The organism is Mesorhizobium sp. WSM4821 (assembly GCF_055901555.1).
In genome coordinates this window covers 5,517,891-5,540,019 of record NZ_CM148371.1, presented here as the reverse complement: position 1 = coordinate 5,540,019, position 22,129 = coordinate 5,517,891, and the positions used below count along the sequence as shown (strand labels likewise).

Genomic DNA, 22,129 nt, shown 5'->3' with positions numbered 1-22,129 from the left:
CAAGGGCGAGGGAGGTTTATGCGGTGCGGTTTGTCGATCCGATGGCGATCCAAGGCCGCTCCTTCGACTTGCGGCTCGGTTCCGATGTCACCGCCCGGCCATAAAGCGCAGGAAATGCGCCACGTCGGCTTCGCTGGGCTCCTGGCCGGTGAAACTGCGTAGATAGGCAGCGAGATGGCTGACCCTCGCCTCGACCGGCTCCTTGAGGTCGAGCATATAATAGCCGATCTGCATGTAGTAGAGCACGCGAGCGCGGATGAAGGCATCCTCTTCGTCATAGCCGTGACGGCGATACATGTCGCGGATTGCGGTCAAGCGGTCATTGTCGGCCTTGTCGATGGCCTGGCGCACGTCGTCGGAGCGACGCGCCCATTCCCGAATGGCGAAGTCGAGCCGCGGATCGAACAGCCGCTCGTCCGCCCAGCATTCGAACACGTTCATGACGCCCATGATGATGCTTTCGGCCGGCCGCATCGCGCGTGCGACGATCGCCTTGGTATTGGTGTTGCGCCAATAGGCAAGCAACTGGTCGAGCAGGTCCTGGCGGCTCTCGAAATACCAATAGAAGCTTGAGCGCGAAACCCCGAGCTTCTGGCCGAGCGGCAGCACGCGCACGCTTTCGATGCCGTCTGAAATCAGTGTCTGGAGCGCAAGATTGATCCAGTCCCAGCGCGTCACCTTGATGTTGCCGGGCGTCGGCTCGTCCTGCGGAGCAATCGTGATCATGACCGCACAATTGGCATGAGGGGAAGCTGCATACAATCGTACTAGACACATATGTACAGTGCAAGTATCCTGCTCGCCTTCAACGAGCTGTGCCGAGCGGCCGGCGCGCGTCATCGCGGCCTCTCCCTACGATCCCCAGGCAAGGCAAACGGCAATGAGGAGTATCCGCCATGGTCGATGACGCCGCACGCAACCTCAGGCGCGAACACCGGCGCGGACGAAGCGGCGAGGCCGGCAGCGAGACCAGCCGCCGGCCGGACTATCGCTTGCTGAAGAATCCGTTTCTGCCGCAGCCGGTCTTCTCGACCGATCAGGTCGCCGCGATCCACGATACGGCGCTGCGCGTGCTCGAGGAACTAGGCATCAAGGTGCTGCTGCCTGAGGCGCGCGCTCGCTTTGCCCGCGCCGGTGCATCGGTCGACGAGGACAGCCAGATGGTGCGCATCGGCCGCGACATCGTTGCGGCGGCGCTGGCTTCGGCACCGAAATCGATCCGGGCGCATGCCGGCGACCGTGGCCGCGACCTGACGCTCGAACTCGGCTCGATGACGTTCCTGGCGGGCTCAGGAGCGCCCAACGTCACCGATCTCGAACGCGGCCGGCGGCCGGGCACGCTTGCCGCTTTCGAGGATCTCATCCGGCTGGTGCAGCATTTCGACGTGCTGCATTTTCTCGGCCCCTGCATCGAACCGCAGGATGTCGACAACCGCTTCCGCCACTATGCCGTCAACCGCGCTCAGTTGACGCTGTCGGACAAATTGCCGTTCGTCTTCGCGCGCGGCACGCCGCAGGTCGAGGATGGGTTCGAGATGCTGCGGCTGGCGCGCAACCTGTCCGAGGACGAATTCCGTTCGGGCGCGCATTGCTACACCGTCATCAACACCAACTCGCCCCGTCAGCTCGACATACCGATGGCACAAGGCATCATCGACTTTGCCAAGGCGGGGCAGGTGTTGATCATCACGCCCTTCTGCCTGGCCGGCGCCATGGCGCCGATCACCGTCGCCGGCGCGCTGACGCTGCAGCACGCCGAAGCACTGGCCGGGCTGACGCTGGCACAGATGGTGCGGCCGGGTGCGCCGGTCGTCTATGGTTCCTTCTCGTCCAACGTCGACATGAAGTCCGGCGCACCGGCCTTCGGCACGCCGGAGCACGTCAAGGCGACGCTCGGCGCAGGCCAGCTTGCGCGCTTCACCGGTCTTCCCTGGCGGTCCGGCGGCGGCAGCGCCGCCAACATTTCGGACGCGCAGGCGGCCCACGAAACGCAGTTCGCGCTGTGGGGCTCGGTTCTTGCTGGCGCCACGGTCTGCATCCATGCCGCGGGCTGGCTCGAAGGCGGCTTGAGCGTCTCCTTCGAGAAGCTGATCACCGATATCGAGGCGCTGCAGACGATCGCCGAACTCTGTACGGCGACACCCGGCGACGAGAGCGCGATCGGCTTCGAGGCCATCGCCGAAGTGCAGCCGGGCGGGCACTTCTTTTCGGCCGGACATACAATGGCGCGCTACCGCACCGCGTTCTACGAGCCGCTGGTGGCCGACTGGTCGAATTTCGGCAACTGGACCGAGGCCGGGTCAAAAACCGCGACTGAGCGCGCCACCGGCGTCTGGAAACGGCTGCTTGCCGACTTCCGGCCGCCGGCTTCTGCCGCGGCCACATCAGATGTCCTCGACGAATTCATAGCGCGGCGCACTGAAGAGGGCGGCGCGGCACCGGTTTCGTGAGGGGCAGCGCGCGCCTCAGATAGGGCGCTTGTCCCCGGTCTTCGGCAGGTCGCGGCGTATCGCGCCGGCATCGGATTTCCTGTGCTTATCGGCGGCAAGTCTGCGAATGCGATCGAAGCGGCTTTCCTCGGCCACTTTGATCTTGGCCGCAGCACTTGGCTTCGGGACAAATGCAATCATGGATAGATCTCCTTGCTGGCGGCCGTGCGCCGGGGAAGATGCCCCGGCGGCTTTCTTTCAGGCTTTTTCGCTTCTCTGGGAGAACTCGAGGATATCAGGCGGCGAGAGCGACCGCACAGCGCTGCAAGCGTGTCTAGGCGATGATCAGTAGCCCATGCCGCCGCCGGCCGCAGGCGCGGCATCCTTGGCTGGAATGTCGGTGATCATGGCTTCCGCAGTGATCAGCAATGCCGCGATCGAGCCGGCATCCTGGAGCGCGGTACGCACCACCTTTGCCGGGTCGACGATGCCGGCCTTGATCATGTCGACATAGATCTCGTTCTGGGCATCGAAGCCCTGGTTGTGATCCTTGCTATCCATGAGCCTGCCGACAACGATCGAACCTTCAACCCCGGAGTTCTCGGCGATCTGGCGGATCGGCGCTTCGAGTGCTCTCAACACGATCGAAATGCCCGCCGTCACATCGGCATTGGCTCCGGTCAGCCCGCTCAGGACGGCCTTGGCGCGCAGTAGCGCGACACCGCCGCCGGGAACGATGCCTTCTTCTACCGCCGCGCGCGTGGCGTTCAGTGCATCGTCGATACGGTCCTTCTTTTCCTTGACCTCGGACTCGGTCGCACCACCGACGCGAATGACCGCGACGCCACCGGCGAGCTTGGCCAGCCGCTCCTGCAGCTTCTCCTTGTCGTAGTCGGAAGTGGTTTCCTCGATCTGCCCCTTGATCTGCTGGACGCGCGCCTGGATGGTCACTTTCTCTCCAGCGCCATCGATGATCGTCGTCGTGTCCTTTTCGATCAGCACGCGCTTGGCGCGGCCGAGCATGTCGATTGTGATGTTTTCGAGCTTGATGCCGAGGTCTTCCGAGATCATCTGGCCGGCGGTGAGCACGGCGATGTCTTCCAGCATCGCCTTGCGGCGGTCACCGAAGCCCGGCGCCTTGACGGCTGCAACCTTGAGGCCGCCTCGCAATTTGTTGACGACCAGCGTCGCCAGTGCTTCGCCCTCGACGTCCTCGGAGATGATCACCAGCGGCTTGCCGCTTTGCACCACGGCTTCGAGGATCGGCAGCAGCGCCTGCAGATTGCCGAGCTTCTTTTCATGGATGAGGATGTAAGGGTCCTCCAGCTCGGCGCGCATCTTTTCGGCATTGGTGACGAAATAGGGGCTGAGATAGCCACGGTCGAATTGCATGCCCTCGACGACGTCGAGTTCGGTGTCGGCGGTCTTGGCTTCCTCGACAGTGATCACGCCATCATTGCCGACCTTGTCCATCGCCTTGGCGATCATGGTGCCGACGGTGGCATCGCCATTGGCTGCAATGGTGCCGACCTGCGCGATTTCACCGGAGGATTTGACCTTCTTGGCGCGTGCCTGGATTTCCTTGACGACAGCGGTAACAGCAAGGTCGATGCCGCGCTTGAGGTCCATCGGATTCATGCCGGCAGCAACGAATTTGGCGCCCTCGCGCAAGATGGAAGCGGCAAGCACCGTGGCGGTGGTGGTGCCGTCGCCGGCGAGGTCGTTGGTCTTCGAGGCCACTTCGCGCACCATCTGCGCGCCCATGTTCTCGAACTTGTCGGAGAGCTCGATTTCCTTGGCCACTGTCACCCCGTCCTTGGTGATGCGCGGCGCGCCATAGGCCTTGTCGATTATGACGTTTCGGCCCTTGGGGCCGAGCGTCACCTTGACCGCGTTGTTGAGGATTTCGACTCCGCGCAGCATCCGGTCACGCGCATCGGTGGAGAATTTGATTTCCTTGGCAGACATGATTTTTTCCAGTTCGATTGGTTGTGGCGAAGCGCTGGCAGCGCCGCCTGAATCAAAACTTGAAGCGTCCTTTGCGCGGCCAAGTGGACGCGCAGCGCTCCAATCAGGCGGCTTTCTTGGCAGCCACGGTCTTCTCGATGATGCCCATGATGTCGGCCTCCTTCATGATCAGAAGGTCCTCGCCGTCTATCTTGACCTCGGTTCCCGACCATTTGCCGAACAGGATGAGGTCGCCGGCCTTGACATCGAGCGCGATCAACGCGCCGCTTTCATCGCGCGCGCCCGGCCCGACGGCGATTACCTCGCCTTCCTGCGGCTTTTCCTTGGCATTGTCGGGGATGATGATGCCGCCCTTGGATTTGGTATCGCTTTCGGCGCGCCGAATGACGACGCGATCGTGGAGTGGCCGGAATTTCATGGGAACTCTTTCTGGGGCCGGCTTAGGCGGCCGCTCTCCTTATATAGGCGCGTTGGCACTCGATTGATAGGAGTGCCAAAAAATATTAATTGATCCTCGAAAAACGTTTAATAGTATTATCTCGCAGTTTCCGTTTCAGGAATTTGATCAATCAAAAATAGGCCAGAAATTGATTTCTCGACTCCGAGCTACTATTTTAATTGGTAAACTCCCTTTCAGCATTTCAACCCAAACAGGAGATTTTACCGATGGCGGAATTCAGTCAAAATATCATGGAAAAAGCTGAAGCGCGCTTCATGGAAAAGCAGAAGAAAACCGCGGAACGAAACCAGGCAACGGCTGAATATGTTTCCGAGGCGAAGGCCAGGGACATCAAGACCGCAAGATTGCGGGCGTTGCGGCTGGCCAAGGAAGAGGCCGACCGCGCCGCGGAGGCCCTCAATCCCGCTCCGCCTAAGAAAAAGCGGGCGTCGCGGGCAGTCAAGAAAGCAGACGTTGCATCGACGGAGGTCAAGTCATGAGCCTGACATTTCCCAATCCAAGCCGCAGCTACGACGAGGCGGGCAAACGCATCCGTTTCGTCGGCCATGACGGCATGTTTCAGATTTCCTTTTCTGTCGCCACGGATGCGATCTCGAAGGCACCATCAGAGGCACCAACTGCCGAAGCCACCTATCTGGCGGCGTTCGATACGGCGTCCAGCTCCATCCATGAGATCGCCAGGAATGCCTATGCCCGGACCCGCAAGAGCATATATGTGCTGACGGCAGCCGATTTTCGCTAGGTCCAAATGTGCCTGGCTGAGGCTGGCGCAGGGCTTGCGGTCCGCTTTGGCCCGCCGCTTGACGTCCCGGGTATTCAACCGGTCGACCAGCGCGCCCGCATTGCGTGTGTTCATGCCGACCATGACCTGGCGCTTGAGTTCAACGGGCTGGCCAGTGAAGACATCGAAGACGGTTCAGCTGTGCGGATGCTCCATGGGCAGCGCGTAACGGTTTGCCATTCCGGCATCCTTTCGGTTTCAGCCCCCGATCGATGGATGTCGATTGGTCAGGCCTGCGTAATGAAGAAAACCGCCGCCAGGACAAGGATCGTCCACACGACGACGAACAGCTTCAAGGCCATGCCCCCGTGTGAAGATAGAACCTCCCTCATGCGGGTCGCCATGCTCTTCACGCTCTTCGACATGGTCGGCGCCACAGCGGTTACAACCGGTGCCTTGATCCCAAGCTTTCCAAAGACAGGCAGCAGCGGTGGCTCACGCACGAAAACGACCTCGAATGTCCGGAGAAACAATCCCCTTCATAGCACCGTTTTTCAAACGCCTTGCATGCCAAATGAGAAGGCGCGAGGTTGGCCACCGACATTCCTGACGCGAAGAGGCCGCGGCGCCGGAGATCCCGCGATCTGGCGCAAGAACTTCAACGCGGCTAGGCTGCAGGCAGGAATCGCTGACGGCGCAAAGGCCTGTTCAGCCGTGACGGGCGGGAGAGAAGACGATGACCGCGCCGGCTGCCGCGTTGCAGAAGGCCTTGTTTGAAGTGCTGAACGGTGACGGTTCCCTGTCGGCGGCATTGGGAGGAGCAAAACTGTTCGACCATGTCGCGGAAAATGTGCCGTTTCCCTATGTGACCTTCGGCCGAACCAGCGTGTACGACTGGGCAACAGGCATGGAGAACGGCGCCGAGCAGCTTTTCACGCTGCACTTCTGGTCTAAGTCCGAGGCCAGGACAGAAATGATCGATGCGATGGATCTGGTCAGCGCCCGCCTCCAGGATGCGGCGCTCGCGCTTGACGAGCATCATCGCGTCAATGTCAGGCTCGAATTCACCGAGGCCCGTTACGACGAGGACCTTTCGGCCTATCATGGGCTGCTGCGCTTTCGCGCCGTGACGGAAGAAAACGACTGACGTGCTTTCAATATGGCTGCAAGACAGTCTAGACTGGGTTTGGGATGATTTTGCCGGGTTGGGGCGGCGAAATCATGAGGTCGGTTGTCTCGCGTTTCGGGGGTGAGATAGGCATGGATTGCTGGCGTTCACTGTTCATTTCACGTTCAGCACCGATGCGTTAGAACGCTGATCATGAAAACGCTTCGCTCCCATTTACCAATCGCGACACTGGCGCTCTGCATTGCCGGTCTTTTCGCGTCGCAGGCGACGGCGGCCGACTGCTACGCGATCGGTCAGCAGGTCGCCCAGCAGAATGGCGGCACGCTGGCCAAGGCGTCGCAGTCGACGCGCGGCGGCCAGCCGGTCTGCGTCATCGTCGTGCTGGTCCCGGGCAAGGAAGGGCAGCGCCCGCGCCGTTCCGAGATCGTCGTTCCGCTGAACTGATCCCGGCCGTTTCCCAGGCCGCTGGAATCGGCCTATATCTGATACCGGACCCGACGACAGGCTTAACGCGTCGACAGGCCGAGCTCTTCAACAGGTAGTGATCCAGCATGCGCGTACTCGTCGTCGAAGATGACAAGGATCTCAACCGACAAATATCGGACGCGCTGGTCGATGCCGGCTATGTCGTCGACCGGGCCTTCGACGGCGAGGAAGGGCATTTCCTCGGCGAAACCGAGCCCTATGACGCCGTGGTGCTCGACATCGGCCTGCCGCAGATGGATGGCATCAGCGTGGTCGAGCGCTGGCGGCGCGGCGGCCGCAAGATGCCGGTTCTGATCCTGACAGCGCGCGATCGCTGGAGCGACAAGGTATCGGGCATCGATGCCGGCGCCGACGATTATGTCACCAAGCCGTTTCACATCGAAGAGGTGCTGGCCAGGGTCCGGGCGCTCATCCGGCGCGCGGCCGGCCATGCGTCGTCCGAGCTGACCTGCGGGCCGCTGCGGCTCGACACCAAGGCCTCCAAGGCCGATGTCGACGGCGTGCCGCTGAAGCTGACGTCGCACGAATTTCGCCTGCTTGCCTATCTGATGCACCATATGGGTGAGGTCGTATCCCGGACCGAACTGGTCGAGCACCTCTACGATCAGGATTTCGACCGCGATTCCAACACAATCGAGGTCTTTGTCGGACGGCTTCGCAAGAAGATGGGCATCGACATGATAGAAACCGTTCGCGGCATGGGCTATCGGATGCGTGAGCCGGAGGCGTAAGGCGGAACCGCTCAAACAGACTGCAGGGACGTCTCTTTCGCGGTTCTGGCCGCGTTCGCTGGCGTTTCGGGTGATCGCCTTTTCCACGGTCTGGGCGATCCTTACCCTCGTCGTCATCTTTACGCTCATCACAACGCTGTATCGCCAGGCGAACGAGCGCGGTTTCGACAGCCTGTTGTCGGCGCATCTGTTCAACCTGATCGGGTCGGTCGGCGTCTCCGAAGGTGGTTCGCTGACCGGCGCTCCCGACCTTGGCGATCTCCGGTTCTCGGAGCCGAACTCCGGCTGGTACTGGTCGGTGGAACCTGCTTCAGAGGGCGTGCGCGGTGATCTGCACTCTTCCTCGATGACGAGGGCGATCCCGTCGCCAAGCGTCGCCGAGGTCCCTTTCAACGCCAGTTTCCAGCGCAGCTATGCGACGGAAGGCATCAATGGCGAGGAACTGGCAGTGTTCGAGAGTGAATTCGTTCTCGACGCGAAGAACCGTGCGGCGCGCTTCCGCGTCATGGGCAACCAGACCGAGCTCGAACAGGAGATCGGCGCTTTCCAGCGCCGCCTGCTGACCTATCTGTCCCTGTTCGGCGTCGGCATGATCGCCATCAACGCCATTGCCATCCTGGTGGGTCTGCAGCCGTTGCGCCGGGTCAGGAACGCTCTCGCCCTGGTGAGGGAAGGAACCGCCCAAAGGCTCGATGGCCGATTCCCGGCCGAGATCGAACCGCTCGCCAACGAGACCAACGCGCTGATCGAAAACAACAGGCGTATTGTCGAGCGCTCGCGCACGCAGGTCGGCAACCTCGCCCATTCGCTGAAGACGCCGCTGGCGGTGCTGATCAACGAGGGGCGGGCGCTCGGTGGCGCCAAGGGCAAGCTCATAGCCGAGCAGGCCGCATCGATGCGGAAGCAGGTCGACCATTATCTGCAGCGCGCCCGCGTCGCGGCGCAACGCGACAGCGTCGTCTACCGCACCCCGGTGGCGCCGCTGGTCCAGCGCATGGTGCGTGTGCTGCAAAAACTCAACCCGCGGACCGATCTCTCGCTTTCGTTGCCGGCAGCCGACATCGTCTTTGCCGGCGAACGCGAGGATCTGGAAGAATTGCTTGGCAATTTGCTCGACAACGCCATGAAATGGGCAAAGAGCGCAGTCGCCGTGTCCGTGACACCAATCTCCGGCAAGAAGGGTGGCGCTGGCAAGGAGAGTGCTGTCAATCTGTTCGAGATCAGCATCGAGGACGATGGCCCGGGCATTCCCGAAGACAAGGCACGCCAAGCGCTGAAGCGAGGACAGCGCCTCGACGAGACAAAACCGGGGACCGGGCTTGGACTTGCCATTGTCGCCGACCTCGTCAACGAGTATGGAGGCGTTCTGGCTCTGGAACGGTCCGGCCTGGGCGGGTTGAAGGCGGTGGTTCGATTGCGGAGCCTCCAGTGACAGTTTTGCCCCATCGACAATTGATCGACGATGCGTGATATGGCGGCATGTCGATTGGTCCCGGATCCGTCGGGCGCGGCCAAATTTCCGACAAACATCAACACTATGGCCACGCCGACTTCCCATGGCGCGGCTCCAGCCTTAACTCAAGAAAACCGGTTGTTTGCATGAAGATTCGCGTCGCGCTCGTTTCCGTACTGCTGGCCGTTTCCGGCTGCACGACGCTGGGCAGGAGCCCGAGTGCGACGGTGGCGCCACAGCCTGCCGCGACGCCGCCGAGCAGTGGCAAGATCGCGACCACGGTCATTTCCGCCATGGGGGGCGGTCTCGTCAGCGGATCGATCGGCACCGGCTTGAGCGATCCCGAGAAGCGCAAGGCGCTGGAGGCCGAATACAAGGCGCTTGAATATACGACCAGCGGCCAGAAGGTGACCTGGAAGAGCGACCGGTCGGCGCATTACGGTGAGGTCGTGCCCGCCCAGCCCTATCGTGTCGGCTCGCAGGACTGCCGGCAATACACGCATACGGTCTTTACCGGCGCCGCCGGGGCCACCGCGCGCGGAACCGCATGCCGCAACGCCGATGGCAGCTGGACGCCGCTGACCTGATCAATGCATGTCGCCCAAAAGTGCGCAGCGATTGGGACAACGAAATGCTTGAAAGAAAGGATCTGAAGCTCGCCACATGAGTTCAATGTGACGAGCTTTGGAAACGGGACATCGACCAGGGTCTGTTTGACGTTGATCAAGGACACGCGGCGCGCTCACCGTCAAAGCGTCGCAGGACGCCTGTGTTGGCAGGGCAGGGCTCTGCCGCTATTGGATAAAACATGCTGTTCTGGGTCATAGCCGCCGTTCTCACGCTGGGTGCAAGCCTGGCGGTGCTGCTGCCGCTGGCCGGCGGCCCGAAGGGTGGTTCTGCGAGCAGCGATCATGACCTCGAAGTCTATCGCGACCAACTGTCCGAGCTTGATCGGGACGTCGCGCGCGGACTGATCCAGCCGGCCGAGGCCGAAGAGGCACGTGCCGAAATCGCTCGCCGCATCCTTCGTCTGGACAATGCCGGGGCCGGGGCCGATCCGGCCGACAAGGCAGCGGCGCGGCAGCCGTCGATGGCGGCCAGGCTGGTTGCCACGGCCGCGGTCCTGGCGGTTCCCCTGGTCAGCTGGGGCTTGTACAGCCAGCTCGGCTCGCCCGACCTGCCTTCGCAACCCCTCAGCGATCGGCTGGCCAAGAATCCCGCCGACAGTTCGGTGGACGAACTGGTGGCGCGCGCCGAGGCCCATCTTGCCGCCAATCCGAGCGACGGCAGGGGTTGGGACGTTCTGGCTCCGGTCTATCTGCGCTTGCAGCGGTTCTCCGATGCGGTGACGGCCTATCGCAACGCCATTCGCCTCGACGGCGACAGCGCCGCCCGCCAGGCCGGCCTTGGCGAGGCGATCGCCAACGCGGCGGGCGGCATTGTTTCGGCCGACGCCCAGGCCGCTTTCGAGGCGGCCTTGAAGCTCGATCCGGCAAATCCGAAGGCTCGCTTCTATCTCGCGATGGGCATGGCGCAGGAAGGCCGCATTGAGGAGGCAGCGGCTGGCTGGCAAAAAATGCTTGGCGCCCTCCCGCAGGATTCGCCGTGGCGCAGCACCGTCGAGCAGGCACTGGCCGAATCGGCCAGGCGGAGCGCCGCTTCGGCAGAGCCTGCGAAAGGCCCGAGCGCCGGAGATGTCGATGCAGCCTCGTCGATGTCGCCGCAGGACAGGGAAACGATGATCAACACCATGGTTGCGGGACTTGATGAAAAACTTCGGCAAAACCCGCGCGATGCGGAAGGATGGATGCAGCTTATTCGTTCCTATGTGGTGCTGGGCAAGGCCGATCAGGCACGCGACGCGCTCAATCGCGGTATCGCCGTTTTTGGCTCCGATAGTGAGGAAGCGAAGAAATTCACCGCCTTCGCCGTCTCGCTTGGCCTGACGGCGACGGAGTAAGAAATGACACGCAAGCAGAAAAGACTGTCGGTGATCGCCGGAGGGTTGGCCTTTCTCGGTGCCGCCACTGGTCTGACCTTCTACGCGCTCGGCCAGAAGGCCTCTTATTTCTACATGCCCGCCGACCTGACCGCCGCCAGCCTGCAGCCCGGGCAGCGCATCAGGCTGGGCGGCCTCGTCGAAAAGGGTACGATCGAGCGTGGCCAGGGGACCACTGTCGCCTTTTCGGTGACCGACAACCAGAAGCAGGTCAAGGTCACCTACACCGGCATTCTTCCCGACCTTTTCCGCGAGGAGCAAGGCGTCATCACCGAAGGCACGTTTCGCCCGGACGGCGTCTTCGTCGCCGACAGCGTGCTGGCCAAGCACGACGAGAACTACATGCCAAAGGAGGTGGCCGAAGGCCTCAAGGCCAAGGGCGTGTGGGCAGGAGAGCAAGAGTGACTAAGCAGGTTCCGCAAAGGTGTCTTACTGTTTTGCGGCCAGGACCTGCGGCAAAACCAAAATCTGACGGGCTTGGCCACAATGGTTGAAACCGGACATTTCGCCCTGGTCTTGGCGTTCGCGCTGGCGTTGGTGCAGACGGTGGTGCCGCTGTTCGGCGCGCGGATGAACAACCGCAAGATGATGGCTGTCGGCGCTCCGGTCGCGGTGACCGGCTTTGCCTTGACCGCTCTGTCCTTCGCGATGTTGGCGATAGCCTATGCGACATCCGATTTTTCGGTGGCCAACGTCTGGGAGAATTCGCATTCGCTGCAGCCGCTGATCTACAAGATCACCGGCGCCTGGGGCAATCACGAAGGCTCGATGCTGCTCTGGGTGTTGATCCTGACCTTCTTCGGCGCGCTCGTCGCTGCTTTCGGCAGCAATCTTCCGGCGACGCTTCGAGCCAATGTGCTTGCCGTGCAAGGCGCGATCGGCGCCACCTTCTTCCTGTTCATCCTGGCGACGTCCAACCCGTTCGCCAGGCTCAATCCGGCGCCGATCGAAGGCCGCGATCTCAATCCGATCCTGCAGGATCTCGGCCTCGCCATCCATCCGCCGCTGCTCTATCTCGGCTATGTCGGCTTCTCGATCTGCTTTTCCTTCTCGGTCGCCGCCCTCATCGAAGGCCGCATCGACGCGTCCTGGGCGCGCTGGGTGCGGCCATGGACGCTGGTCGCCTGGATGTTCCTGACCGGCGGCATCGCCATGGGCTCCTACTGGGCCTATTACGAGCTCGGCTGGGGTGGTTTCTGGTTCTGGGACCCGGTCGAAAATGCCTCCTTCATGCCGTGGCTGGCGGGCACGGCGCTGCTCCATTCGGCGATCGTGATGGAAAAGCGCTCGGCCCTGAAGATCTGGACGCTGTTGCTGGCGATCCTGACCTTCTCGCTGTCGCTGCTCGGCACCTTCCTGGTGCGCTCCGGCGTGCTGACCTCCGTCCACGCCTTCGCCACGGATCCGACGCGTGGCGTGTTCATTCTCTGCATTTTGACGCTGTTCATCGGCGGATCGCTGGCGCTGTTTGCTTTGCGCGCCTCGAAGTTGACCGCCGGCGGGCTGTTTCATCCGATCTCGCGCGAAGGGGCGCTGGTCCTCAACAACCTGTTCCTGACCACGGCCACTGCCACCGTGCTGATTGGCACATTGTATCCGCTGGTGGTCGAGGCCGTTTCAGCCGACAAGATTTCGGTCGGCGCGCCGTTCTTCAACCTGACATTCGGCCCGCTGATGGTGCCGCTTCTGGTCGTGGTCCCTTTCGGACCGCTGCTGGCCTGGAAGCGCGGCGACATTTTCGCGGTCGCCCAGCGCCTGATGGCTGCCTTCGCCGCAGCGATTCTGGCCGTGCTGGTGACGGCCTTGTTCATCGACGGCGCGTCGGTATTCGCCGCGCTTGGCGTCGGCCTGGCCTTCTGGTTGATCTGCGGCGCGCTCACCGATATTGCCGTCAAGTCCGGCTTTGGAGCTGTCGCGCCCGGCATCATGCTCAGGCGCTTCGCCGGCCTGCCGCGTTCGGTCTTCGGCACTGCGCTCGCCCATCTCGGCCTGGGGCTGACGACGCTGGGTATTGTCGGCACGCTTTGCTTTGGCACCGAGAAGATCCTGTCGATGCATGCGGGCGAGATCGTGCAACTGTCCGGCCACACATTGCGTTTCGAAGGGCTCTATCCGGCCCAGGGGCCTAACTACAGCGAGGATCGCGGCCGCTTCGCCCTGCTCGGCGCCGATGGCAGCACATCAGCCATAATCACCTCGGCCAAGCGCTCCTATCCGGCCCGGCAGATGACGACGACCGAGTCCGGTATCAAAACGATCGGGCTCAGCCAGCTCTACCTCTCGCTTGGCGACGAAGGGACCGACGGCTCCGTCGTGGTTCGGCTGTGGTGGAAGCCTCTGGTGACGCTGATCTGGGGGGGCGGCCTTGTCATGATGGCAGCTGCTGCGATGTCGCTCATGGACCGGCGCCTGCGCGTCGGGGCGCCGTCCCGCCGCCGCAAGCCGTCGGGCGCTGTCCCTTCCGCGAGCCTGCCATGACCGCAAGATTTTCGCTGGCCTCGCTGATCCTGCTGCTGACGCTGTTGCTTTGCGGCGCCGCGCTTGCGGTGAAACCCGACGAGGTTCTGGCCGATCCGGCGCTGGAGGCGAGGGCGCGGACGCTTTCGGAAGAACTGCGCTGCATGGTTTGCCAGAACCAATCGATCGACGAATCCGATGCCGACCTTGCCCGCGACCTGCGCGTGCTGGTGCGCCAGCGCCTCGTCGCCGGCGACACCGACCAGCAGGTGATCGACTACATCGTTTCCCGCTACGGCGAGTTCGTGCTCTTGAAGCCGCGCTTCAGCCTGCGCAATGCGCTGCTCTGGAGCACGCCGGTCCTTCTGCTGCTCGTTGGCGGACTCTTCATTGTGATCAACGCTCGCTCGCGCCGTTCGACAACGGCAGCACTTTCGACTGAGGAGCAGGCGGCGCTGGACAAGATCCTCGGTGACTAACGATGCGTAGATTCAACGTGTTAGAGCGTACTTTGCGCGTCGAAATGGACGCACGTCGTTCTAATTCGGCCATCCCTCCGGCGGCCAGTCCCGCGACGTGTGAATGATGTGCAAGATAACGACGCTCTCACGGCCGGCGATCGGCCCCAACTGATAGGCAATGATGTAGGGCAGGCGACTGATGGGCTGCTCATAGGTGCCTGTTACCCGACCAGGCCGGCCAGTCGCCATGTCGCCAAGACGCTGACCCGCTTCGCGAATGCGATCAGCGAGGCGTCTGGCGGCGGCAGGATTGTCCCGCGCGAAGCTGTTTGATGTCGTCCAGCGCTTCTCGCGACCAGGTGACAAACCGCTTCACGCATTGCCTGCGCGCTTGGCTTCCGCCGCTTCGATTATGGCGTCGATTTCCGCCATGGCTTCGTCGTGGGGCACGACACGGCCTGTCGCCGCGTCGGCCACGCCGCGTTTGATACCTTCTATGATCTCAAGCTCGCGATCGACATAGGCCGAAACCGCCTCAGCCGCGAGGAAGGATCTGCTACGCCGGGTATCGGCGGCGATCCGCTCAAGCTTCAGCTTGGTCTCGGACGAAACCCGAATTGTCATGGTCGTGCTTGCTGTCATGGTGAAAGCCTTGTGCTGAACTGTGTACAATTTAGGACAGCGGGCGCAACCAAAGGATTTGTGTGCCCTTGCCGCCGTAAACATTACCAAAGTTTCATCCACCGGAAATGGCGCCGTAATGTGCGCCTCTCTATCTCTCTTTTCCGAGGATGCCGACCGAAGTGCATCCCTTGAAAGAGGATACGAGACCCATGAATACTGCCCCCAATTCATATCGCCGCACCCCCAGACGCCTGATGGCAGCCGCCGCTTCAGTGGCCATTGCCGGCGCGATCGGCTTCGGCGCCGTTGCCACGGGCACCGTCCCAGTCCTGGCGGAGGCCGTGCGTGTCGAGGCGCCGCAGGTCCCGAGCTTCGCCGACGTGGTCGAGCGCGTTTCGCCGTCGGTCGTCAGTGTCCGTGTCAAAGCCAAGGTCGAATCGACCGCCGACGACGGCTCAGGTCTGCCCGACGCCTTCGGCAATCTTCCCGACGATCCGCAGTTGCGCCGCTTCTTCAGGGAGTTCCGTGGCTTTGGCGATCAGGACGGCCGGGATGGGATGCGGCGTTTCGGAGGCCGTGACCACAACCGCCGGCCGCGGCCGGTGGCGCAAGGATCCGGCTTCTTCATTTCGGAGGATGGCTACCTCGTCACCAACAACCACGTCGTCGGAGAAGGCTCGTCCTTCACCGTGGTGACACACGACGGCAAGGAACTTGACGCCAAGCTGGTCGGCACCGATCCGCGCACCGATCTCGCCGTGCTCAAGGTCGAAGGCGACGGCAATTTCACCTATGTCGATTTCGCCGATGATTCCAAGGTTCGCGTCGGCGACTGGGTCGTGGCCGTCGGCAATCCGTTCGGCCTCGGCGGCACGGTTACCGCCGGCATCGTCTCGGCCCGCGGTCGCGATATCGGCGCTGGCCCCTATGACGATTTCATCCAGATCGATGCGTCGGTGAACCGAGGCAGCTCGGGCGGCCCGACCTTCAACCTCAACGGCCAGGTCGTCGGCATCAACACCGCGATCTTCTCGCCGTCCGGTGGCAACGTCGGCATTGCCTTCGACATTCCTGCCTCGACGGCGAAGCAGGTTGTGCAGGATCTGATGAAGAACGGCACCGTCCAGCGCGGCTGGCTTGGCGTCGAGATCCAGCCTGTCACCGCCGAAATCGCCGAATCGCTCGGGCTGAAGTCCGACAAGGGTGCACTCGTTTCCAGCGCCCAGGACGATGGTCCGGGCAAGAAGGCCGGCATATCGGCTGGTGACGTCATCACTCAGGTGGACGGCAAGGATGTCGCCTCGCCGAAGGAACTCGCCCGTCTGATCGGCGCCTATCAGCCCGGCAAGCCGGTCGACGTCACGCTGTGGCGAGACGGCAAGAGTGAAACCGTCAAGGTCGATCTCGGCACGCTGCCCTCGAGCGACAAGCAGGCCTCGGTCGAGCAACAGCCTTCCGCTCCGCCGGCGGCCGATACGCTGGCCGATCTCGGCCTCACCGTCACCAGGTCCGACGATGGCAAGGGGCTGGTGGTAACCGATGTCGACCCCGACAGCGATGCCGCCGATCGCGGCATCCAGCCCGGCGACATCATCACCTCAGTCAATTCGACCGAAGTGAATGGCACCGACGACGTCGCCAAAGCCATGGCCGACGCCGTGAAGTCGGGCCGCAAGGCGGTGCTGATGCAGATCAGCCGCGACGACAGCAACCGCTTCGTCGCGTTGCCTGTCGCTAAGGGCTGACTCCCAGACTTTCCCGTGTGGCGGTTTTCAAACCGCCGCATGGGAAGCAGGGGCCTGAATACGTCAGTCAGTCGTCGTGTTCCGCCCCCGGCGGCGGCGGGCTTCGCATCGTCCGCTGCCGCGACAACCAGAGCCCCTTGGGCCTGACCCGAGCGTGGGCGCTGTGCCAAAACAAAGACTTCCTGCGTATCCTTGAATCACTTTATTCGCGATACGCCTGATCAAGGCCATGATGCATATGCCGGCCACTCAATCTTCCAACGAAATCGCGTATAACGGCTCCATGAAGATTCTCGTCATAGAAGACGATCGCGAGGCGGCCGATTATCTCCAGAAAGCCTTTACCGAGGCTGGCCACACCGCGCATGTCGCTGGCGACGGCGAAACCGGCTTCGCACTCGCCGATGCCGGCGATTATGATGTGATGGTCGTCGACCGCATGTTGCCGCGCCGCGATGGCCTGTCGGTCATCGCCGGTCTGCGCTCCAGGGGCAACACGACGCCGGTCCTGATCCTTTCGGCGCTCGGCGAAGTCGACGACCGGGTCACCGGCCTGCGCGCCGGTGGCGACGATTATCTGACCAAGCCATATGCCTTCTCCGAGCTCTTGGCCCGCGTCGAGGTGCTGAACCGCCGCGCCAGCGCCAGGGAAGCCGAAACCGTCTACCGGGTCGGCGATCTCGAACTCGACAGGCTCTCCCATTCGGTGCGGCGCGCGGGGCGCGAGATCACACTGCAGCCGCGCGAGTTCCGCCTGCTCGAATATCTGATGCGCCATGCCGGCCAGGTGGTGACGCGCACCATGCTGCTGGAAAATGTCTGGGACTACCACTTCGATCCGCAGACCAACGTCATCGACGTTCACGTCTCGCGGCTGCGCGGCAAGATCGAGAAGGGCTTCGACAAGCCGATCCTGCATACGGTTCGCGGCGCCGGCTATATGCTCAAGAGCGGGTAGCATGGCTCTTTCGGTGCCGGCCATCATGAGGACGACGGCAGCGCGGCTTTCGGCGCTCTATCTCCTGCTGTTCGCTATCTGCGCGGTGCTGCTAGTCTTGTACATGACCTCGCTGTCGGCGCGCATGCTGACCGCGCAGACGCAGGAGACAATCAACGACGAAGTACTCGGCCTTGCCCGGGCCTATCAGCGCGGCGGCCTGCCGCTGCTGGTGCGCGTGGTCGAGCAGCGCTCCCGCCAGCCAGGCGCCAATCTCTATCTAATAGCCGAAGCCAATGGCCAGATACTGACCGGAAACGTGCAGAGCCTGGAGCCGGGCGTTCTCGAGGCCGAGGGCTGGACGACAGAGCCGTTTTCCTACCGGCGCTTCGGTGAGGGCGAGCTCGAGCGGCAACGCAACCCGGTCGCCGATCCGAACGACACGCAGTCCGGCCAGAACGAAGTGCAAGTGGAGGGCGAGAAGGGCCATAACGCCATTGCACTGGTGCTGCGCCTGCCGAACCAGATGATCATGCTGGTCGGTCGCGACCTCGGCGAGCCCGAGCGGTTCCGCGCCGTCATCCGCCGCGCCCTGATGCTGGCGCTGGGCATGATGGGACTTGGCGGACTCTTGATCTGGTTCTTCGTCGGACGCGCGGCGCTGAAACGCATCGATTCGGTGTCGGAGGCCAGCCGCCGCATCATGGGCGGTGACCTTTCCGGCCGGCTGCCGGTCACCGGGGCAGGCGACGAGTTCGACCGGCTCTCCGAAAACCTCAACTCCATGCTGGCCAGGATCGCCACGCTCAATGAAGGGCTGAAGCAGGTCTCCGACAACATCGCCCACGATCTGAAGACACCGCTAACCAGGTTGCGCAACCGTGCCGAGGCGACGCTTTCCGGCAAGCAGAAGACCGCCGACTACCGGCAGGCGCTGGAGGGGACCATCGCCGAGTCCGACCAGCTGATAAAGACCTTCAACGCCATCCTGATGATTTCCAGGCTGGAGGCGGGCTATTCCTCCGAAAGCACCAGCCGCGTCGATCTGGCTGCGTCAGTGCGCGATGTCGTCGAGCTCTACGAGCCGGTGGCGGAGGAGGCTGACGTGACACTCGAGACCTCGGTGCGGGATGCCTTCGTCGAAGGCAATCGCGAGCTGATCGGCCAGGCGCTGTCGAACATCGTCGATAACGCGATCAAATATTCAACCGATGCGACAGCCAAGCCGACGGTGCGCGTGGCGCTCGATCGCGTTGGCAGGGAAGTGAGGCTTTCCGTCTCGGACAACGGCCAGGGCATTCCCGACGATGCCGATCGCGCAAGGGCGACGGAACGTTTCGTGCGGCTGGAAAAAAGCCGCTCGCAGCCGGGTTCCGGCCTGGGTCTCAGCCTCGCCAAGGCGATCATGAAGTTCCACAACGGGCGGCTTGATCTTCTGCCGGGCGATCCCGGATTGTCCGTGGTCATGAGTTTTCCCGAACCGGAGGATCACTGATGGCGGTGAAGGCGGCTGCGGAACGGGTCGAAACCAACTGGCTCTTGAAGCCGAAGGCAAAGCTCCTTCCTTTGGATCAGAGCCGAGCCCGGCGGGAATTGTCGGAGATCGCTTCCGCCGCGCAGGAAGAGGGGCTTACCCGATTGGCGAAATTCCTAGCCGGCAAGGGCGTTATCCAGGACTTCCTCGCTGCGATATTCGACCTGTCGCCATTCCTGCGTGATACGGTGCGCCGCCGCCCGCGGATCCTCGGTGCGCTTTTCGACGGGACCATCGAGGCCCGGCTGATGGCGATCGGCGCGGCGATCGGCAAGGCCGCGTGGGCGGACGCCATCTCCGAAAGCAGTCTGATGAAGGAATTGCGGCAATGGAAAGCGGAAGCACATGTCCTGATCGCGTTGGCCGACCTTGCAGGCGAGGCTGAGACCGCCGTCACCGTACGGCGGCTGAGCGATCTTGCCGAAAGCTGCATCCGCGCTGCCGTCGACTTCCTGCTTCGCGACGCGCATGAGCAAGGCAAGCTCAAACTGCCGGACCCCGAGGATCCGGCGCGCCAGTCGGGCTGGATCCTGCTCGGCATGGGCAAGCTTGGCGCGCATGAGCTGAACTTTTCCTCTGACATCGACCTTGTCGTTTTCTTCGATCCGCAAGCGCCCGCCGTCGTCGATCCGCTCGATGCGACAGAGCTGTTTTCGCGCCTGACGCGCCGGCTGGCCCGCATTCTCCAGGACCGCACCGAACACGGCTATGTTTTCCGAACCGACCTCAGGCTTCGTCCCGATCCCGGCTCGACGCCGCTGGCGATCCCGGTCGAGGCTGCACTCAACTACTACGAGGCGCGCGGCCAGAACTGGGAGCGCGCCGCCATGATCAAGGCGCGTCCGGTGGCCGGCGATCTCGCGGCCGGTGCGGCGTTCCTGAAGGACCTCCAGCCCTACATCTGGCGCAAATACATGGACTACGCGGCGATTGCCGACGTTCATTCGATCAAGCGCCAGATCCACGCCCACAAGGGCCACGGCGAGGTCGCGGTGAAGGGCCACAACGTCAAGCTCGGCCGCGGCGGCATTCGCGAGATCGAATTTTTCGTCCAGACCCAGCAGCTCATCGCCGGCGGCCGCTTCCCCGAACTGCGCGGCCGCGAGACCGTGGCGGCGCTCGACCAGCTGGCGGCACGCGGCTGGATCACGGCCGACGCGCGCGATGCGCTCGCGCTGCAATACTGGTTCCTGCGCCGCGTCGAACATGCCGTCCAGATGGTCGCCGACGAGCAGACGCATATTTTGCCGGAAGACGATGAGGGGCTCGAACGCATTGCCCGCATGCTGGGTTTTGCCAATGCGACCGCCTTTGCCGAAGCCTTCCGTGCGGCGCTGCATCAGGTCGAGCGCCACTACGCGGCACTGTTTGAAACGGCGCCCGAGCTTTCGGCTGGCGTCGGCAATCTGGTCTTTACCGGCGATGTTGATGATCCCGATACGTTGCAGACCTTGCAGGGCCTCGGTTTCCAGCGAGCGAGCGACATCTGCCGCGTCATCCGCGGCTGGCATTTCGGCCGTTATCGCGTCACCCAGTCGGCAGAGGCGCGCGAGCGGCTGACCGAACTGACGCCGGCATTGCTGCAATCCTTCGGCCAGACGCGCCGGGCGGACGAGGCGCTGATACGCTTCGACGAGTTCCTCGCCGGCCTGCCCGCCGGCATCCAGCTGTTCTCGCTGCTCCAGTCCAATCCGGCTCTGCTGAAGCTGCTGGCGACGATCATGGGCGCGGCCCCCCGGCTGGCCGCCATCATCACGCGCCGGCCGCACGTCTTCGACGGACTGCTTGATCCGGCCCTTTTGACCGAACTGCCCGACCGCGCCTATCTGTCGGCTCGTCTCGCCGCTTTCCTTGAAGGCGACAGGGCCTACGAGGACGTGCTCGACCGCCTGCGCATCTTTGCGTCCGAGCAAAAATTCCTGATCGGCGTCAGGCTGCTTGCCGGCTCGATCGATCCGGCCCGCGCCGGCCGTGCCTTTTCCGATCTAGCCGATCTGACCATCGACGCGGCGCTGCAAGCGGTCATCGCCGAGTTCGCGCTTCGCCACGGTCGCATCGCCGGCGGCAGGGTTGCGCTGCTCGGCATGGGCAAGCTTGGCAGCCGCGAACTGACGGCCGGCTCCGACGTCGACCTCATCCTGCTCTATGATCACGACAGCGATGCCGAAGAGTCCGATGGCGGCAAGCCACTCGCTCCATCCCACTACTACAGCCGGATGACGCAGCGGCTCATTGCCGCCGTGTCCGCGCCGACGGCCGAAGGCGTTCTCTACGAACTCGACCTTCGCCTGCGGCCGTCCGGCAACAAGGGGCCGGTGGCCACCCATGTCGACGCCTTCAGGAAGTATCAGCGCCGGGACGCCTGGACATGGGAGCATATGGCGCTGTCCAGGGCTCGCGCGATCGGTGGCGATCAAGCGCTGTGCGCCGAGGTCGAGGCCGAGGTGGCGGCGCTGCTTGCCCTGCCGCGCGACAGCGCCAAGGTGATGGCCGAGGCGTTCGAGATGCGCGCGATGATCGAGAAGGAGAAGCCGCCGCGCGATCTCTGGGACATCAAGCTGATCCCGGGCGGTCTTATCGACCTGGAATTCATCGCGCAGGTGGCGGCAATCACGGGGAAGGTCGAAGCAGGTCGCCGGGTCACCGGGACAGCGGAGATCCTGTCGCGGCTGTCGCCGGATTTCGCCGATACACAGGTCAGACAGGAGCTTTGCGCTGCCTATGCACTCTATCTGGCGCTGACCCAGATGACGCGGCTCTGCCTCACCGGCGTATTCGAACGGGGCGACGTCCCGCCGGGGCTTTCGGATCTGCTCCTGGCGGTCACCGACCTGCCGGGTTTCGGTGTGCTGGAAGCGCACCTCAAGGAGACGTCGCAAAAGGTCAGAACGGATTTCGACCTTTTGCTTCGTGCGAAGCGGCCATGAAGGCGCAGCATGCAGTAAATCCGGGACAGCTCCGGCGGCGTGTGCCGCCGGAATCCGTCCTGGCCTGC

Annotated in this window: 22 protein-coding genes and 1 pseudogene; 16 read left to right on the top strand and 7 right to left on the bottom strand. The window is 63.1% G+C overall.

The window, feature by feature from the left end; all coding sequences use genetic code 11:
• Nucleotides 1-87: 87 nt before the first annotated feature.
• Nucleotides 88-726 (bottom strand): TetR/AcrR family transcriptional regulator, encoded by a 639-nt coding sequence (locus tag AC0NID_RS27050; protein ID WP_473457278.1) that lies wholly within the window; start codon nt 724-726, stop codon nt 88-90.
• Nucleotides 727-896: 170 nt separating this feature from the next.
• Here AC0NID_RS27050 and AC0NID_RS27045 point away from each other — a divergent pair, with 170 nt between their 5' ends.
• Nucleotides 897-2,450 (top strand): trimethylamine methyltransferase family protein, encoded by a 1,554-nt coding sequence (locus tag AC0NID_RS27045; protein ID WP_473457279.1) that lies wholly within the window; start codon nt 897-899, stop codon nt 2,448-2,450.
• A 15-nt stretch (nt 2,451-2,465) separates the two neighbouring features.
• On the opposite strand, the gene AC0NID_RS27040 is transcribed toward AC0NID_RS27045, so the two are convergent.
• The 3 genes from AC0NID_RS27040 to AC0NID_RS27030 form a co-directional block, all read right to left on the bottom strand.
• Nucleotides 2,466-2,630 carry a hypothetical protein gene (locus tag AC0NID_RS27040; protein WP_473457280.1) on the bottom strand — a complete coding sequence of 55 codons (165 nt, stop codon included), beginning with the start codon at nt 2,628-2,630 and terminating at the stop codon, nt 2,466-2,468.
• Between the two features lie 144 nt (nt 2,631-2,774).
• On the bottom strand, nt 2,775-4,397 hold the full coding sequence (groL, locus tag AC0NID_RS27035; RefSeq protein WP_473457281.1) for a chaperonin GroEL: 1,623 nt from the start codon (nt 4,395-4,397) through the stop codon (nt 2,775-2,777).
• 103 nt (nt 4,398-4,500) lie between these two features.
• On the bottom strand, nt 4,501-4,815 hold the full coding sequence (locus tag AC0NID_RS27030) for a co-chaperone GroES (RefSeq protein WP_095496735.1): 315 nt from the start codon (nt 4,813-4,815) through the stop codon (nt 4,501-4,503).
• 248 nt (nt 4,816-5,063) lie between these two features.
• Here AC0NID_RS27030 and AC0NID_RS27025 point away from each other — a divergent pair, with 248 nt between their 5' ends.
• Both AC0NID_RS27025 and AC0NID_RS27020 read left to right on the top strand, forming a co-directional pair.
• Nucleotides 5,064-5,336: a hypothetical protein gene (locus AC0NID_RS27025; RefSeq protein WP_473457282.1), complete on the top strand. Its 273-nt coding sequence runs from the start codon at nt 5,064-5,066 to the stop codon at nt 5,334-5,336.
• The gene (locus AC0NID_RS27020; RefSeq protein ID WP_145717896.1) at nt 5,333-5,599 is read left to right on the top strand and encodes a DUF1488 family protein; all 267 of its coding nucleotides are present in this window, start codon (nt 5,333-5,335) and stop codon (nt 5,597-5,599) included. The genes AC0NID_RS27025 and AC0NID_RS27020 overlap by 4 nt, the downstream gene beginning before the upstream one ends.
• 266 nt (nt 5,600-5,865) lie before the next feature.
• On the opposite strand, the gene AC0NID_RS27015 is transcribed toward AC0NID_RS27020, so the two are convergent.
• Entirely contained in the window at nt 5,866-6,081 is a 216-nt protein-coding gene (locus AC0NID_RS27015; protein ID WP_473457283.1) for a hypothetical protein, read from the bottom strand.
• Between the two features lie 233 nt (nt 6,082-6,314).
• Here AC0NID_RS27015 and AC0NID_RS27010 point away from each other — a divergent pair, with 233 nt between their 5' ends.
• The 9 genes from AC0NID_RS27010 to AC0NID_RS26970 all read left to right on the top strand — a co-directional run bounded on the left by AC0NID_RS27010 (nt 6,315) and on the right by AC0NID_RS26970 (nt 14,312).
• The gene (locus AC0NID_RS27010; RefSeq protein ID WP_473457284.1) at nt 6,315-6,725 is read left to right on the top strand and encodes a DUF3168 domain-containing protein; all 411 of its coding nucleotides are present in this window, start codon (nt 6,315-6,317) and stop codon (nt 6,723-6,725) included.
• Between the two features lie 174 nt (nt 6,726-6,899).
• Nucleotides 6,900-7,151 carry a hypothetical protein gene (locus tag AC0NID_RS27005; protein ID WP_473457285.1) on the top strand — a complete coding sequence of 84 codons (252 nt, stop codon included), beginning with the start codon at nt 6,900-6,902 and terminating at the stop codon, nt 7,149-7,151.
• Nucleotides 7,152-7,258: 107 nt separating this feature from the next.
• Nucleotides 7,259-7,924 carry a response regulator transcription factor gene (locus tag AC0NID_RS27000; protein ID WP_287201884.1) on the top strand — a complete coding sequence of 222 codons (666 nt, stop codon included), beginning with the start codon at nt 7,259-7,261 and terminating at the stop codon, nt 7,922-7,924.
• A complete protein-coding gene (locus AC0NID_RS26995; RefSeq protein ID WP_473457287.1) occupies nt 7,908-9,356 on the top strand; it encodes an ATP-binding protein in 1,449 nt (482 codons plus the stop codon). The genes AC0NID_RS27000 and AC0NID_RS26995 overlap by 17 nt, the downstream gene beginning before the upstream one ends.
• Before the next feature lie 167 nt (nt 9,357-9,523).
• Nucleotides 9,524-9,964: a hypothetical protein gene (locus tag AC0NID_RS26990; RefSeq protein ID WP_473457288.1), complete on the top strand. Its 441-nt coding sequence runs from the start codon at nt 9,524-9,526 to the stop codon at nt 9,962-9,964.
• Nucleotides 9,965-10,185: 221 nt separating this feature from the next.
• Complete coding sequence (gene ccmI, locus AC0NID_RS26985; protein WP_473457289.1) at nt 10,186-11,337, top strand: c-type cytochrome biogenesis protein CcmI; 1,152 nt, start codon at nt 10,186-10,188, stop codon at nt 11,335-11,337.
• A gap of 3 nt (nt 11,338-11,340) precedes the next feature.
• Complete coding sequence (gene ccmE / locus AC0NID_RS26980) at nt 11,341-11,781, top strand: cytochrome c maturation protein CcmE (protein ID WP_473457290.1); 441 nt, start codon at nt 11,341-11,343, stop codon at nt 11,779-11,781.
• A gap of 81 nt (nt 11,782-11,862) precedes the next feature.
• The gene (locus AC0NID_RS26975) at nt 11,863-13,854 is read left to right on the top strand and encodes a heme lyase CcmF/NrfE family subunit (RefSeq protein WP_473457291.1); all 1,992 of its coding nucleotides are present in this window, start codon (nt 11,863-11,865) and stop codon (nt 13,852-13,854) included.
• Entirely contained in the window at nt 13,851-14,312 is a 462-nt protein-coding gene (locus tag AC0NID_RS26970) for a cytochrome c-type biogenesis protein (RefSeq protein WP_473457293.1), read from the top strand. Before AC0NID_RS26975 ends, AC0NID_RS26970 begins: the two co-directional genes overlap by 4 nt.
• A gap of 60 nt (nt 14,313-14,372) precedes the next feature.
• Here the strand turns inward: AC0NID_RS26970 and AC0NID_RS26965 are convergent.
• Nucleotides 14,373-14,670 (bottom strand): annotated as a pseudogene (locus AC0NID_RS26965) (type II toxin-antitoxin system RelE/ParE family toxin).
• Entirely contained in the window at nt 14,667-14,936 is a 270-nt protein-coding gene (locus AC0NID_RS26960) for a CopG family ribbon-helix-helix protein (RefSeq protein WP_473457295.1), read from the bottom strand. Before AC0NID_RS26960 ends, AC0NID_RS26965 begins: the two are co-directional and overlap by 4 nt.
• Before the next feature lie 191 nt (nt 14,937-15,127).
• Here AC0NID_RS26960 and AC0NID_RS26955 point away from each other — a divergent pair, with 191 nt between their 5' ends.
• The 4 genes from AC0NID_RS26955 to AC0NID_RS26940 all read left to right on the top strand — a co-directional run bounded on the left by AC0NID_RS26955 (nt 15,128) and on the right by AC0NID_RS26940 (nt 22,061).
• On the top strand, nt 15,128-16,663 hold the full coding sequence (locus AC0NID_RS26955) for a Do family serine endopeptidase (RefSeq protein ID WP_473457296.1): 1,536 nt from the start codon (nt 15,128-15,130) through the stop codon (nt 16,661-16,663).
• A 283-nt stretch (nt 16,664-16,946) separates the two neighbouring features.
• Nucleotides 16,947-17,621 (top strand): response regulator transcription factor, encoded by a 675-nt coding sequence (locus AC0NID_RS26950; RefSeq protein ID WP_473457298.1) that lies wholly within the window; start codon nt 16,947-16,949, stop codon nt 17,619-17,621.
• A 1-nt stretch (nt 17,622) separates the two neighbouring features.
• Nucleotides 17,623-19,095 (top strand): sensor histidine kinase, encoded by a 1,473-nt coding sequence (locus tag AC0NID_RS26945; RefSeq protein WP_473457299.1) that lies wholly within the window; start codon nt 17,623-17,625, stop codon nt 19,093-19,095.
• Entirely contained in the window at nt 19,095-22,061 is a 2,967-nt protein-coding gene (locus AC0NID_RS26940; RefSeq protein ID WP_473457301.1) for a bifunctional [glutamine synthetase] adenylyltransferase/[glutamine synthetase]-adenylyl-L-tyrosine phosphorylase, read from the top strand. Before AC0NID_RS26945 ends, AC0NID_RS26940 begins: the two co-directional genes overlap by 1 nt.
• Nucleotides 22,062-22,129: the final 68 nt, after the last annotated feature.